The sequence below is a fragment of the Pseudarthrobacter sp. NPDC092439 genome (genome assembly GCF_044754945.1).
Taxonomy (GTDB): domain Bacteria; phylum Actinomycetota; class Actinomycetes; order Actinomycetales; family Micrococcaceae; genus Arthrobacter.
Map to the genome: position 1 here is coordinate 380,098 of NZ_JBIVQB010000003.1, position 13,965 is coordinate 394,062.

The window sequence follows — 13,965 nt, forward strand, 5'->3', positions numbered from 1 at the left end:
CACCGACGCGGCACTGACCGCCGACGCAACCCTGGCAGCAACGCTCAACACCGCCACCACCGGGGCAGACAGCACCACCGCTGACAGCAACCTCGCCACCGCCGCCGCGGCCGACCTCACCCTCGGCCTCACCCTGGGCACGGGCACCGAAGGCACCACCGGTGGTGACACCAGCGGTACCGGCACCAACGGCACTGACGCGAGTGGCAGCACCGGCTCAGGCGACGATGGCCTCCTCGGCGTGCAGGGTTCAGGGGGCGCCGGAACTGACGGCAGCGGTTCGGCGGCCGGGGCTCTTGTCGGCGCCACCGCATCCAACGGGGCCGGCGGCATGATGGGCGCCGCGGCCGCGGGTTCCACATCTGTGGGTGGCGCGATTGCCGTGGCTCCAGTTGCTGCCGGCACCAGCAGCGCACAGGGTTCCGCCGGCCTGGCGGCAACCGGCGCGGACGCCTCGCTGGCTCCGCTTGCCCTGCTCCTCGTGTTCGCAGGACTCCTGATGCTCCGCAGGCGGAACGCGGTTTAGGACCGCAACCGGCACCGCATCAGACACCCGGACAGGAAGGAGGACCAGACCACCAGAGGCACCTGTAAAGCAAAACATGTCATCAGCACACATGTTCTTGTAGCCGGTGGTCCGGCGGCGAACACGCTTCATTGTTGCCGCCGGACCGTCGGCGCGCCCCGGTCCGCCCAGAGAGAGTCCGCAACCAGTTCTCCCCCATGGCCCGTATAATTTTAGGTACGACAGTGCCGCAGCGCACCGGGAGGAACGGGACATGGTGGCGGAATCGCCGAGCTCCATCAAGAATGAAGTGGTTGGCGGACGCTACCGATTGGGGGACGTCATAGGCCGCGGCGGGATGTCATCCGTCTACTGCGCGCACGACGAAAACCTCCATCGGGACGTGGCCCTGAAGCTCTTCGCACCCCAGGCGCCGGACGCCGAGGAACTCAAACGGCAGGAAGCGGAAATCCAGCTTCTGGCCACCCTCAACCACCCCGGACTCGTCACCCTTTTCGATGCCGGAATCGACACCCGCGTCCCGGATGAGCCACGTCCCTTCCTCACCATGGAACTCGTGGAAGGGCAGGACCTTCGCAGCCGCATCCGGCACAGCCGGGTTCCGCTGGAAGAGCTGGCCGTGATCGGTGCAGGCATCGCCGACGCCCTCGCCTACGTCCACGGCCTGGGAATCATCCACCGCGACATCAAACCCGGCAACATCCTGCTGGTCCAGATCCGCCCCGGCGAACCGCTCCGTCCCAAGCTCACGGACTTCGGCATCGCCAGGATCGTGGACGCCACCCGACTGACGGCCACAGGCACAATGGTGGGCACCGCCGCCTACCTCAGCCCCGAGCAGGCCATGGGACAGCCGCTCTCCCCTGCTACGGACATCTATTCGTTCGGCCTGGTTCTGCTCGAATGCATCAAGGGCTCCGTCGAATATCCAGGCGGCGCCGTGGAATCCGCGGTAGCCCGGCTGCACCGCGCCCCGGAAATTCCGGAGGACGTCCCGGCTGAGTGGGCGGACCTGATCCGCTCAATGACCGCATTGGATCCTCTGGACCGTCCCGCCGCGGAGGACATCGAAACCGTCCTGCGGCAGGCGCTCGTCTCCCCCGCGTCCACGCCCGGGGAACTCGTGGCGGAAACCACCCGCGTTCTCCCGGCCATGCCGCTCCGGCCGCCCACCATCACCGCCGAGGAGTCGGTGGACGACCTCCAACAGGCCGCGGCCGCCGGCCCGCTGACTCCCGGGAAGCGCCGCCGGCGCGCGGCGTCGTCCCGCGCCAGGGGCTTCTGGATCGCGGTGACACTCGCAGCCGTGGTGGCCCTGGCGGCGGTGGCTGCACTGATGATGAGCCTGTCCACCCAGAGCACTCCCGACGTCGTGCCCTACCCCACGGTGACCGGGACGCTGGGCGCCCATCTTGAGGAACTGCAGGAAAGTGTCAAGCCGTGACGCGCGCGTGGATTGGCGTGGTGCTCGCCGTTACCCTGCTGACCGGGTGTGCGCAGGCCGAAACCGGGCTGGAGCGGGACACCGCCCGGCAGCTTCAGGCCAGGGTACTGGAGATCACGCAGGCGTCGTCCCAGAACAAGCCCGAGGCTGCCCTGAAGGCCCTGGATGGACTGGAAGCAGAGCTCAGGGAAGCAAAGGACAGCGGCAGCATCACTGAAGAGCGGCACCGCAGCATCACCACCATCGCGACGGCGGTCCGGGCAGACCTGGAGCGTGCCATCGCCGCCGCGAAGACCACGCCCAGGCCTTCCGCGACCCCCAGCGCGCAGCCCAGCGCCCCGGCAACGCCGGACACCGCAGAGTCGTCCGGACCAGCTTCCGCGGAAACCGACAGGAACGACGGGAAAAAGCCCGGGACGCCGGACCAAAGAGGCAAGGACAAGGACTAGGAGGCGGACGACGCCGGTGCGCCTCCTCGCGCCGGCGCCTCCTCTGCTTTGTCCCCTGCTGCGTTCCTCGCCCGTTCCCGGACCAGCCTCAGTACCGCTGCGGCCGCCGGCCAGGCACCGCCGCCCCGGCGCGTGCGGGCATAAGCCCGCATCCGCAGGTCAGGGCTGATCAGCGGCAACAGGGCCACTCCTTCGCGTGGTGCCCGGTCGGCGGGCAGCAGGCCCACCCCCATGCCGGCGATGATCAGGTCCTCCACCAGTTCCAGGCTGTCCGCCTGGTGCCGCACCCGGATTTCGAACCCCGCCATCGAGGACACCAGCCGCAACACTTCCTCGTCGGCGCTGTTACGGGAATTGCCGATCCAGTCTGCGTCACGGAGGCTGCGGAACAGGTCCGGTGCGGGCAGCGGCCGCTCCCCGGGCGCGGACCGCACGAGGGTTCCCTGAGCGGCTGCCGCGCCCGCCGGCACGCCCAGGCTCCACGGTGTGCTCCACAGGCGCGTGGATTCGAAGTCCGCGGCGCTGCCGTCAGGCGCCAGGTTGTAGTCATAGGTCAGGGCCAGATCCACCGCATCCGCAGCCAACAGTCCAAGCGCCTCTGCCGGTTCGTGTTCCCGGACATCGATGCGTACCTCCGGGTGGATCCGTGCCAAGTCTCCGACGATAGGCATCAGCACCTTCCGGACCGCGGTAGCGAAGCCCGCCACCCGAACGGTCCCGGCAGGTTCGGTGCGCGGATCGAGCTCTGCTGTTGCTGCCTCCACCGAAGCAAGGATGTCCACGGCGCGTTCGGCCAGGCGGCGCCCTGCGGGGGTGAGCCGGACGCCGCGGCCAGCAGGTTCCAGAAGCGGTGTTCCCACTTCACGGGCCAGGGCAGACAGTTGCTGTGAGACCGTGGAGGTGGTGGTGGCGAGGATGTCAGCGACGTTCCGCATGGAGCCGTGCCGCGCAAAAGCCACGAGCACTTCCAGCCGGCGGGTTTCCATCCACCTATTGTCCACGAATCCTGAACGGTTTGCCAATATTTATCACGTGGACGTGAAGGGTTCGGGGCGGTTCTACTTGATCCATGGGAATTTCAACACTGACGGCCGGGGGCCGCCTTACAGGAGCCGGGGCGGGAACTGCAATGGCCGGCGCAGCGATGGTCTTTGTCCAACTGGGCCTTGCGGCCTCGGTAGGCCTGGCGGACCGGTTGGGCCCGGACGGCGTGGCCTGGCTCCGGCTGTCCTGGGCTGCGTTGATCCTGATTGCCGTGGCGCGGCCGTGGCGCACCGGGCTGAGCGGCAGCGGCCTCATCACCTGTGTCCTGTTGGGCCTGGTCACTGCAGGAATGACGCTGCTGTTCATGGCGGCGGCAGTCCGGATTCCGCTGGGCACAGCCAGTGCCCTCGAGTTCCTGGGCCCGCTGGCCGTGGCGGTGATCAGGGGCCGGGCGGCCGGGAGGTGGTGGGCGCTGGTCGCCGCCGTCGGGGTGGCTGCCCTGACCGAGCCGTGGCACGGCGGCGCGGACGTACCCGGGATCCTCTTCGCGCTGGGGGCAGGTGCCTGCTGGGCGGCCTACATCCTCCTGACCCAGCGCGCCGGTGACGAGGCAAGCGGCCTCCAGGCCCTGGCCATCTCCATGCCGGTCGCGGCCCTGGCCACTACGGTGGTGGCGGGTCCCGCCGTTGTGGGACTTCTTGACTGGGGCATCCTGCTGGCCGGTGCAGGACTGGCACTGCTGATGCCCGTCATCCCTTTCAGCCTGGAGCTCTTGGCCCTGCGGCGGCTGAAGGCGGCTGCGTTCGGCACGCTGATGAGCGTGGAGCCGGCCATCGCGGCCGTCATCGGCCTAGCCGTCCTGGGGCAAGTGCCGGGGCCCACGGTCCTGGCCGGGATCGCTTTGGTGGTGGCCGCCGGCGTGGGTGTGACGCTGCAGGGTGCCCGTGAGCCGGTCGCCCCCAAGCCAGGCGCCGGGTCACCGGCAAACGGGTCACCGGCAGACGACGCCGGCACCCGCCTGTTGAGCCAATAACGCCAGAGGCGGTGCACCGGGTTGTCCGGTGCACCGCCTCTGGTACGCGCCGCATCAGCCGCGGCGGAACGGGAATTAACCCAGGGTTGCCAGAACCTTGTTCAGGGTGGCGGACGGACGCATCACGGCGGACGTCCTGGTGTTGTCCGGGTGGTAGTACCCACCGATGTCCACCGGCGAGCCCTGGACTTCAGCCAGCTCGCCCACAATGGTTTCCTCCTGGGAGGACAAAGCGTCGGCAACCGCGCCGAAGGAGGCGGCCAGGCCGGCGTCGTCCGTCTGCTTGGCCAGTTCTTCCGCCCAGTAGCGGGCCAGGAAGTAGTGGCTGCCGCGGTTGTCCAGCTCGCCGGCGCGGCGGCTCGGGGACTTATTCTCCAGCAGGAAGGTGCCGGTGGCGCGGTCCAGGGTGTCGGCCAGGATCTGGGCGCGCTTGTTGTCCGTGGTGGTGGCCAGGTGCTCGAAGCTGACGGCAAGGGCAAGGAACTCGCCGAGGCTGTCCCAGCGCAGGTGGTTTTCCTTGAGCAGCTGCTGGACGTGCTTCGGGGCGGAGCCGCCGGCACCGGTCTCGAAGAGTCCGCCGCCGTTCATCAGCGGAACGATGGACAGCATCTTGGCGCTGGTACCCAGTTCCAGGATGGGGAACAGGTCCGTGAGGTAGTCGCGGAGCACGTTGCCGGAGACGGAGATGGTGTCCTGGCCCTTGCGGATGCGCTCCAGGGTAAAGGCAATGGCCTTGACCGGGGACATGATGCGGATGTCCAGGCCCTCGGTGTCATGGTCCTTAAGGTACTCGTTGACCTTGGCGATGAGGTTGGCGTCGTGGGCACGCTCCTCGTCCAGCCAGAACACGGCGGGCGTCTGGGAGGCGCGGGCGCGGGTGACAGCCAGCTTGACCCAGTCGCGGATGGGCAGGTCCTTGGTCTGGCAGGCGCGCCAGATATCGCCCTCGGAGACCTGGTGTTCGATCAGCACGTTGCCAGCGCCGTCAACAATCTGGACGGTACCGGCTTCCTGGATTTCGAAGGTCTTGTCGTGGCTGCCGTATTCCTCGGCGGCCTGCGCCATGAGGCCGACGTTAGGAACAGTACCCATGGTGGTGGGGTCGTAGGCACCGTTGGCACGGCAGTCATCGATGACCACCTGGTAGATCCCGGCGTAAGAGCTGTCCGGCAGGACAGCCAGGGTGTCGGCTTCCTTGCCGTCCGGGCCCCACATGTGGCCGGAGCTGCGGATCATGGCCGGCATGGAGGCGTCCACGATGACGTCGGACGGGACGTTAAGGGTGGTGATGCCCTTGTCCGAGTCCACCATGGCCAGCGCCGGGCCGTCTTCGAGACCCTTCTTGATGAGGTTCTGCACGCCTTCGCGGACGTCCTCGGGCAGGTCCTCGAGGCTGCTGAGGATGGCGGCCAGGCCGTTGTTCGGGCTGATGCCGGCGGCGGAAAGCTGCTTGCCGTAGGTCTCGAACAGCTCGGCAAAGTACGCCTTGACCACGTGGCCGAAGATGATCGGGTCGGAAACCTTCATCATGGTGGCCTTCAGGTGGGCGGAAAACAGTACGCCCTCTTCCTTGGCACGGGCCACCTGGGCCTTGAGGAACTCGTCCAAGGCGGCTGCGCGCATCACGGTACCGTCGATGACCTCACCGGCCTGGACCGGGAACGCCTTCTTCAGGACCTTGACCGAGCCGTCTTCGCGGACCAGCTGGATGCTGATGGTGCCCTCGGAGTCCATGACCACGGATTTCTCGTTGGAGCGGAAGTCGTCACGGCCCATGGTGGCCACGTTGGTCTTGGAGTCGGCGGTCCAGGCGCCCATGGAGTGCGGGTTCTGGCGCGCGTAGTTCTTGACGGACAGCGGCGCGCGGCGGTCAGAGTTACCCTCGCGCAGGACCGGGTTCACTGCGGAGCCCTTGATCTTGTCGTAGCGGGAGCGGACGGCGGTTTCCTCGTCCGAGGAGGGGTTGTCCGGGTAATCCGGCAGTGCGTAGCCCTGGGACTGGAGTTCCGCGATGGCGGCCTTCAGCTGCGGGATGGAGGCGCTGATGTTGGGCAGTTTGATGATGTTGGCTTCCGGCGTCTTCGCCAGCTCGCCCAGTTCAGCAAGGGCGTCACCGATCTGCTGCTCCGGGGTCAGGTAGTCACCAAAAACGGCGATGATGCGGCCGGCGAGCGATATGTCGCGGGTCTCCACCTCCACACCTGCGGTCGAAGCAAAAGCCTCGATGATGGGCAGGAACGAATAGGTAGCCAGCATCGGCGCTTCGTCGGTGTGGGTGTAGATAATCTTGGACATGCGCGGGCGTCTCCCTGTGGGTCGGCTAGGTTGTGAAATATAGGTCTGTTTCACCATCTCTAACTTACCCGAGTACATCCGTTTGAACCCCACCGGCGGGCCTCGATTACCCCGCCCCGTGACAGCATTACAGCCATACACGATAGGTCACTACTATTTACAAAGTTGTAATATCGCGGTAGGTTCGCTACGTCAATTCCGGCCCCACAGGGCAGCATTCACCGTTCAGACAGGACAAACATGACACGCACCAGGTCTCTGGCTTCCGGCCTCCTGAGCCTCTCGGCGGCTGCCGTTCTGGCTCTCACCGGAGTCGGCGGAGCCACCGCCGCGCCGGCGGCATCCGAGGATCAGCAAACCCCGTCCGTCGCCCGCGCCGCCGTCTCCACCTCCGGCGTGACCGACTACTGGACCCCGGAGAAGATGCGCAACGCCATCCCGGGCGATGTCCTCGCCAAGCGGGCCATGGAGCGGGGCAAGGCCAGCGGCACGGCTGCTGCAATCCAGGGCAAAGCCACCAAGGTTCCCGCCACCAAGGGCAAGCCCACCCTCGCAGGAAACGAGAACCCCGTCCGGCATATCGGCAAGGTGTTCTTCACCATGGGCGGTTACAACTATGTGTGTTCGGGCAACTCCGTGGCCTCCACCAACAAGAGCACCGTGTCCACCGCCGGCCACTGCGTCAACGAGGGCCCCGGCGCCTTCGCCACCAACTTCGTGTTTGTCCCTGCCTATGAGAACGGTGCAGCCCCATACGGCAAGTGGGCCGCCAGCCAGCTTTTCGCCCCCACCGACTGGAGCTCCAAGGGAGACATGACCTACGACACCGGCTTTGCCGTGGTCACCACCAACGCCAGCGGCCAGCGCCTTGGCGATGTTGTGGGCGGCTCCGGTGTTGCCTTCAACCAGGCCCGCGGCCTCACCTACAAGGCTTTCGGCTATCCGGCAGCTTCCCCCTTCAACGGCGAGACCCTCAAGAGCTGCACCGGTGCCGCCTCCAACGATCCCTACAACCCGCAGTTCAACAGCCAGGGCATCTCCTGCGACATGACCGGCGGGTCCTCCGGCGGCCCCTGGTTCATCGGCACCAGCTCCAGCGGTGTTCAGAACTCCGTGAACAGCTACGGCTACAACCGTATGGCTGTCATGTACGGCCCGTACTGGGGCGATGTCATCCAGTCCACGTACAACAGTGCAGCAACCTCCTGATCCACGGCCGTCCGGGCCGGAGCACCCCGGCCCGGACACCGTCAGCAGTTCACCGGTGAACCCGGCACCCGAGGAAAGCCTCGAGTACTGGACACCGGAACGCATGGCGGAGGCCAAACCACGCGAAGTGGTCCTGCCGGAACCGGAAACTTCGGAGCCTGCCGACCCGGACTCCCGGTAGCAGCACCCACGGCGCCCGTTCCCTCTCCAAGGGGACGGGCGCCGTCGTACGTTCAGAGCCGAAGCGAGGTTACGGTGCCGGTGGGGCCTAGTGGAAGAAGTGGCGGGCGCCGGTGAAGTACATGGTGACGCCGGCGGCGTTGGCCGCAGCAATGACTTCCTCATCCCGCACCGAACCGCCGGGCTGCACCACGGCACGGACGCCGGCGTCGACCAGGATCTGCAGGCCGTCAGCAAACGGGAAGAACGCGTCTGAGGCCGCCACTGCGCCGCGGGCGCGCTGCGGTGCGCCTGCACCGCTGGCGTTGGAGGCACCGCCGGCGCCTTCGACGTCGGACTCCACGGTGACGCCCAGCGTGTTGGCCCGCTCCACGGCCAGGCGGCAGGAGTCCAGGCGGTTGACCTGGCCCATGCCGATGCCGACGGCGGCGCCGTCCTGGGCGAGGAGGATCGCGTTGGACTTTGCGGCACGGCAGGCGGTCCAGGCGAAGGCGAGGTCTGCGAGCGTCTTCCCGTCCGCGGCTTCACCGGCGGCCAGGGTCCAATTGGCGGGGTTGTCGCCGTCGGCGTCCACCTTGTCGCTGACCTGGACCAGCATGCCGCCGGAGACCTGACGGAACTCCGTGGGGTACCGGCCGTAACCTTCGGGCAGGGCGAGCAGGCGGATGTTCTTCTTCTTGGAGAGGATCTCCACGGCCTCCGGCTCGAAGCCCGGGGCGATGACAACCTCGGTGAAGATGTCCTTGACCGTGTTGGCCATGCCCGCGGTCACCTTGCGGTTCGCGGCGATGACGCCGCCGAATGCGGAGACGGGGTCGCAGGCGTGGGCCTTGGCGTGGGCATCGGCGATGGGGTCGGCGGCGTCCGCCGACCCTACGGCCACACCGCACGGGTTGGCGTGCTTGATGATGGCAACGGCGGGTTCGCTGAAGTCGTAGGCGGCGCGCAGTGCAGCGTCCGCGTCCACGAAGTTGTTGTAGCTCATGGCCTTGCCGTGCAGCTGGTCGGCCTGGGCGATGCCCACCGGCGCGGCCTTGTCCACGTACAGGGCGGCCTGCTGGTGCGGGTTCTCACCGTAGCGCAGCACCTCGGAGCGTTCCAGCGACAGGCCGGCGTAGGCGGGCCAGTCGATGGTGCCGTCGCCGTCCTCGTCCAGGAACTGGCTGGCGGTCCACGTGGCAACGGCGTTGTCGTAGGACGCCGTGTGGGCGAAGGCTTTGGCTGCCAGGCGCCGGCGGGTCTTCAGGTCGAAACCGCCTTCAGCGGCCGCGGTGACCACCTGGCCGTAGAAGGACGGGTCCACCACAATGGCGACGGCGGCATGGTTCTTCGCGGCCGACCGCACCATGGCGGGACCTCCGATGTCGATCTGCTCCACGACGTCATCCTGGCCGGCGCCGGACTTGACCGTCTCCACGAACGGGTAGAGGTTCACCACCACCAGGTCGAAGGCTTCGATCTCCATGCTGGCCAGGGTGTCCATGTGGGCAGGCACGCGGCGGTCGGCGAGGATGCCGCCGTGAACGCGCGGGTGCAGGGTCTTGACGCGGCCGTCAAGCATCTCCGGGGAACCAGTGACTTCTTCCACCTCCTGGACCGGGATCCCGGCGGCGGCGATCTTCTTGGCGGTGGACCCGGTGGAGACGAGCTTCACGCCGGCAGCGTGCAGGCCCTGGGCGAGCTCCTCCAGACCGGTCTTGTCGTAAACCGAGATCAGCGCCCGGCGGATGGGAACACGGTCGATGGATACGCGCTCATGCTGCGTGAAGCTCACAAATGTCTCCGTCTTATCTCGCGGACCGGTGCCGCGGTTGGTGGGGATAGGGCCAGCTTATCGCGAAGCGGCCGTTGCCCCGCGTGTCCGCAGGACTGTGAACAGCTGCGGCCCGGGCTAGAGTTTTCACAGGAGGCTGCAATGAACATTTACACCACGGTGCCCAGCGGCGAACAGGTGGTCCAGGAACTGCCCTGGCGGTGGAAGGTCCAGGGGCGGATCTTCCTGATCGGCGGACTTGGCTTCATGTTCGACGCCTGGGATGTAACGCTGAACGGCATCCTCATTCCGTTGCTTTCCAAGCACTGGGCGCTGACACCCGGTGAAGCCGCGTGGGTGGGCACCTCCAACCTGATCGGGATGGCCCTGGGTGCGTTCATCTGGGGAACCATCGCGGATACCATCGGGCGCAAGAAGGCTTTCACCGCGACCCTGCTGATCTTTTCCCTCTTCACGGTTCTGGGCGCCTTCTCCCCCGACTTCATCTGGTTCTGCGTGTTCCGCTTCATGGCTGGATTCGGGCTGGGCGGCTGCATCCCGGTGGACTATGCGCTGGTGGGCGAGTTCACGCCCCGGAAGCAGCGCGGCAGGGTCCTCACCGCGATGGACGGCTGGTGGCCGGTGGGCGCGGCGATGGCAGGGTTTGTCTCGGCCGGCCTGATGGCTTGGTTCGCCGACTGGCGGTTCACCATGCTGGTGATGGTCCTGCCGGCCCTCCTGGTGTTCTGGGTCCGGCGCAGTGTCCCGGAGTCCCCGCTGTTCCTCATCCGCAAAGGCCGGCGGGAGGAGGCGGCCCGGGTTATCGACGGCCTGGTTGCCGCCACCGGCGCAGGGGCCCGGGCCTACAGCCTGCCGGATGCGCAGTCCGTTCCCCGGCTGTCCGCCGGAAGTGCGTGGCAGCAGCTGCGGCTGGTGTGGCAGTTCAACTGGAAGATCACCGCGGCTGCCTGGTCCCTGTTCTTCAGCATCCTGCTGGTCTACTACCTGGCCCTGACCTGGATGCCTCGCATCCTCATTGGGGCCGGGTTCGCCGAGTACAAGGCCTTTGTCACCACGGCCTCCATGGCCGCCGTCGGACTCCTGGGCGTGGTGGCCGCCGCCCTGCTGGTGGAGCGCGTGGGCCGCAAGTGGATCCTGGCCATCACCGGCCCGCTGTCCGCGCTCACCCTGGTGATTGTCGCCGTCGTGGTTGATATCCCCACCGCGGCCGTGTTCTGGCTGCTGGCGTTCGGGTTCGTGGTGCAGGTGGCCATCCCCGTCCTCTACGCCTATGTTTCCGAGCTTTACCCCACCGAGCTGCGCGGCACCGGTTTTGGCTGGGCGTCCACGTTCTCGCGGCTGGGAGCCGGTTTTGGGCCGCTGGTCTTTGCGAACTACTTCTGGCCGGAGCTGGGCCTGGCCACGTCCTTCGCGCTGGCCGGGGCGCTGGTGCTGCTGGCCGTCATCTGGATGGCGTTTTTCTCGCCGGAGACCAAGCAGCGGCGGCTGGAGTAGGACCCGTTGTCGGCGCGCAGGCACCGAATCCGTGCGCCGAAAAAGCTCAGGCCCGGGCGGCGGCCAGCTCTGCCAGGGCTGCAACCAGCAGCCGGCGCTCCACCACCTTGATCCGCTCATGCAGGGTTTCTTCGGTGTCGCCGTCCTCAATTGCCACCGCTTCCTGGGCGATGATGGGGCCGGTATCCACGCCGGCATCCGCCCAGTGCACGGTGCAGCCGGTGACCTTGACACCGTAGGCCATCGCATCCCGCACACCGTGTGCGCCCGGGAATGCCGGCAGCAGCGCGGGGTGGGTGTTCAGGTACTTGCCGTCGAAGGCGCCGATGAATTCGGGGCTGACGATCCGCATGAACCCTGAGGAAACCACCACGTCCGGCGCGTAGGACCCTACGGCTTCGGTCAGCGCAGCATTCCAGTCGGCACGGTCCGCGTAGGCCTTGAAGTCCACCACGAACGTGGGGATGCCGGCGGCCGCGGACCGTTCAACGCCGTACGTTCCCGGCCGGTCGGCGCCTACGGCGGCGATCTCCACGTCCAGTTCCCCGGCCTTGACTGCGTCGATGACCGCCTGGAGGTTGGACCCGGTACCGGAAACGAGGACTACGATGCGCATTGGTCTAGCTTATGGGCACGCTCGCGTACGCTGGAAAACATGAACACCCCGCCGGACCCGGGCGCACAGCAGCGCAGCAAACCTCCGCTCAGCGATGCTGCAAAGGCCTCCCTGGCTAGGACCCACACCCTGTTCCGGGTCTTTGTCCTGACCGTGCTGGGCGCGTTCTTCGTGTACCAGCTGGACGTCAGCCATCTGTGGCTTACCGCCCTCCTGACAGCAGCGGGTCTGGTTCTGGGCGTGGTGCTCCTGATCCGTTGGGCACGGCTGAAGGAGTCCCGGCTGGTGCTGGCGGGGACCATCTCCGGGATGGTGGTGTCGGTGCTCATGGTGCTGATCATCTTGGTCAGTGCGGTGTTTTTCGAGCCGGTGCGCGCGTACCAGGACTGCTCCCGCCAAGCGCTTACGGAGCAGGCACTGTCGACGTGCCGGGTGGACCTGGAACGCTCGCTTCCTGCCCGGCTGCGGTAGCCGCTGCCCTCAGGACACCTGGGCGGGTTCGGCCCTAGCAGCCTGCTCGCGTTCCAGCCAGGGCCCGGCCGCGTAGCCAATCACGACGCCGACGCCCACTTCCGCGGCCAGCCAGGCTGCCATCCAGAATGGGTCGGGCCCAATGTCGGTAAGGCGGCCGATGCCGGCCGAACCGTGTGCAACCCAGGCCAGTGCCATGGCCAAAACACCGGCCACCAGTCCGGCCAGGACGGCAAGGACCAGGGTTGAAACCGAGGCAGTGAACCAGCGGGCGCGGACCTTGATGGACAGCCACTCGTCAAAGTGGTTCTCGCCCTCGCGCAGGAACCACCAGCCGCCGAGGACCCCGGCGAGGACCGGAATGATGAGGACCGCGAACGCATAATCGAGCGGTCCCGACGGAATAGCAGCCAGGACGGGAATGGAAGGCAGCGGACCCACCGCTGTTGCCAGCGGACCCACCTGGGAGCCAACCCCCATGGCAAAGCCTGCCCCGGACGACCAGGCGAGGGTCAGGATCACCAGGTTGGGAAGGAACCCCAGTTGCGCGATGGTGAGGACGGCACCTCCGATGATCCCGGCGTCGAGCGCTTCATAGACAGACACCACGAGGTTCCAGTGGACGAAGAGGTCCATGGCTAGCAGGAAGGCGGCAAGCGCCACGGCCGCGACGGCGGCAACGAACCCGGCCTTGACCACCGAGGCGATGTAGGAGCCTGCCCAGCGCGAATGCTGGCTGGTGCGGGAGATCCAGTCCACTGCGTCCACGCCGATGAGCCTGCTCCACGAGCCGGCTTCACGGCGGGCGCCGATGATCATGCCCAGCGCGAACGGGATGAGCGGAACCAGGAGTGCGTGCAAGGGATTGATGCCCACATCGGCGGTGCGGCAGACGAAACCGGTGGCCGTTCCGAATGCGGCGTAGACCGCCCAGGATCCCAGGAGTGCCTGCCACAACTGGTCCGAATAGGAGGCCCGTGCCAGCCGGCGGCCGGCCCGCCAGGCAAGCAGGAACGGGACGAGGGTCAGCCCGAGCGGAATGAGGGTGAGGACGCCCGAGTCGATGCTGGCGGCAGCTTCGGAGCCGCCGCCGGAGAGCTCCAGCGGGACGCCGTGGACCAGCAGCCAGGACTGGCCGGCCAGCCTCGCCAGGGTGGCGAAGTCGCCATGCTGGAATCCGGCGGCGGCCCACACTGCGACGATGGGGGCGATGACCGCGAGCGCGGAAATGATGGCGGCCTGCGCCGTTTCGAGGGCGCCCTGCAGCCACAACGGCATGGGAAGGCCACGGTCTCCGGTCTGATCAGCACGCAGTTTCATCGTGCTCAATGGTGCCACGGCAAGCCCTCCGCGCCGGTGACCGACAGGCTTCGCGGCCCGCCGTTCCCGGGCCCGCGGAGGCACCATTCGCGAGCTTTTTCCCCGTGCTGGCCGTAAAATTGCAGGTAACCGTAACCAGTGTCACATCCGCCGGCGTGTTCTGATGGTGC

The 13,965-nt window shown here is 67.2% G+C and carries 11 protein-coding genes and 1 pseudogene; 7 read left to right on the plus strand and 5 right to left on the minus strand.

Annotated elements, in window-relative coordinates; translation table 11 throughout:
- The 3 genes and pseudogenes from ACIQCM_RS09825 to ACIQCM_RS09835 form a co-directional block, all read left to right on the plus strand.
- Window positions 1-526, plus strand: a pseudogene (locus ACIQCM_RS09825) (hypothetical protein); the annotation flags it as partial.
- Window positions 527-779: 253 nt separating this feature from the next.
- Window positions 780-1,970 carry a serine/threonine-protein kinase gene (locus ACIQCM_RS09830; protein ID WP_400605733.1) on the plus strand — a complete coding sequence of 397 codons (1,191 nt, stop codon included), beginning with the start codon at window positions 780-782 and terminating at the stop codon, window positions 1,968-1,970.
- A complete protein-coding gene (locus tag ACIQCM_RS09835; RefSeq protein WP_400605731.1) occupies window positions 1,967-2,419 on the plus strand; it encodes an FIMAH domain-containing protein in 453 nt (150 codons plus the stop codon). The genes ACIQCM_RS09830 and ACIQCM_RS09835 overlap by 4 nt, the downstream gene beginning before the upstream one ends.
- Here ACIQCM_RS09835 and ACIQCM_RS09840 read toward each other — a convergent pair.
- Window positions 2,416-3,405 carry a LysR family transcriptional regulator gene (locus ACIQCM_RS09840; protein ID WP_400605729.1) on the minus strand — a complete coding sequence of 330 codons (990 nt, stop codon included), beginning with the start codon at window positions 3,403-3,405 and terminating at the stop codon, window positions 2,416-2,418. The genes ACIQCM_RS09835 and ACIQCM_RS09840 overlap by 4 nt on opposite strands.
- Window positions 3,406-3,488: 83 nt before the next feature.
- Between ACIQCM_RS09840 and ACIQCM_RS09845 the strand changes: the two genes are divergently transcribed.
- Window positions 3,489-4,436, plus strand: coding sequence for an EamA family transporter (locus ACIQCM_RS09845; protein WP_400605727.1), 948 nt, complete (start codon window positions 3,489-3,491; stop codon window positions 4,434-4,436).
- Window positions 4,437-4,511: 75 nt separating this feature from the next.
- On the opposite strand, the gene ACIQCM_RS09850 is transcribed toward ACIQCM_RS09845, so the two are convergent.
- Window positions 4,512-6,731: an NADP-dependent isocitrate dehydrogenase gene (locus ACIQCM_RS09850; protein WP_400605725.1), complete on the minus strand. Its 2,220-nt coding sequence runs from the start codon at window positions 6,729-6,731 to the stop codon at window positions 4,512-4,514.
- A 240-nt stretch (window positions 6,732-6,971) separates the two neighbouring features.
- Between ACIQCM_RS09850 and ACIQCM_RS09855 the strand changes: the two genes are divergently transcribed.
- Window positions 6,972-7,940: a trypsin-like serine peptidase gene (locus ACIQCM_RS09855; RefSeq protein WP_400605723.1), complete on the plus strand. Its 969-nt coding sequence runs from the start codon at window positions 6,972-6,974 to the stop codon at window positions 7,938-7,940.
- Between the two features lie 268 nt (window positions 7,941-8,208).
- Here ACIQCM_RS09855 and purH read toward each other — a convergent pair whose 3' ends face one another.
- On the minus strand, window positions 8,209-9,894 hold the full coding sequence (gene purH, locus ACIQCM_RS09860) for a bifunctional phosphoribosylaminoimidazolecarboxamide formyltransferase/IMP cyclohydrolase (protein ID WP_400605722.1): 1,686 nt from the start codon (window positions 9,892-9,894) through the stop codon (window positions 8,209-8,211).
- A gap of 141 nt (window positions 9,895-10,035) precedes the next feature.
- Here purH and ACIQCM_RS09865 point away from each other — a divergent pair, with 141 nt between their 5' ends.
- A complete protein-coding gene (locus tag ACIQCM_RS09865; protein ID WP_400605719.1) occupies window positions 10,036-11,388 on the plus strand; it encodes an MFS transporter in 1,353 nt (450 codons plus the stop codon).
- A gap of 46 nt (window positions 11,389-11,434) precedes the next feature.
- Here ACIQCM_RS09865 and purN read toward each other — a convergent pair whose 3' ends face one another.
- Window positions 11,435-12,004: a phosphoribosylglycinamide formyltransferase gene (gene purN / locus ACIQCM_RS09870; RefSeq protein ID WP_400605716.1), complete on the minus strand. Its 570-nt coding sequence runs from the start codon at window positions 12,002-12,004 to the stop codon at window positions 11,435-11,437.
- A gap of 39 nt (window positions 12,005-12,043) precedes the next feature.
- Between purN and ACIQCM_RS09875 the strand changes: the two genes are divergently transcribed.
- On the plus strand, window positions 12,044-12,475 hold the full coding sequence (locus ACIQCM_RS09875; protein WP_400605714.1) for a hypothetical protein: 432 nt from the start codon (window positions 12,044-12,046) through the stop codon (window positions 12,473-12,475).
- Between the two features lie 9 nt (window positions 12,476-12,484).
- Here ACIQCM_RS09875 and ACIQCM_RS09880 read toward each other — a convergent pair whose 3' ends face one another.
- Window positions 12,485-13,795, minus strand: a complete 1,311-nt coding sequence (locus ACIQCM_RS09880) for a DUF6350 family protein (RefSeq protein ID WP_400606395.1) — start codon at window positions 13,793-13,795, stop codon at window positions 12,485-12,487.
- Window positions 13,796-13,965: the final 170 nt, after the last annotated feature.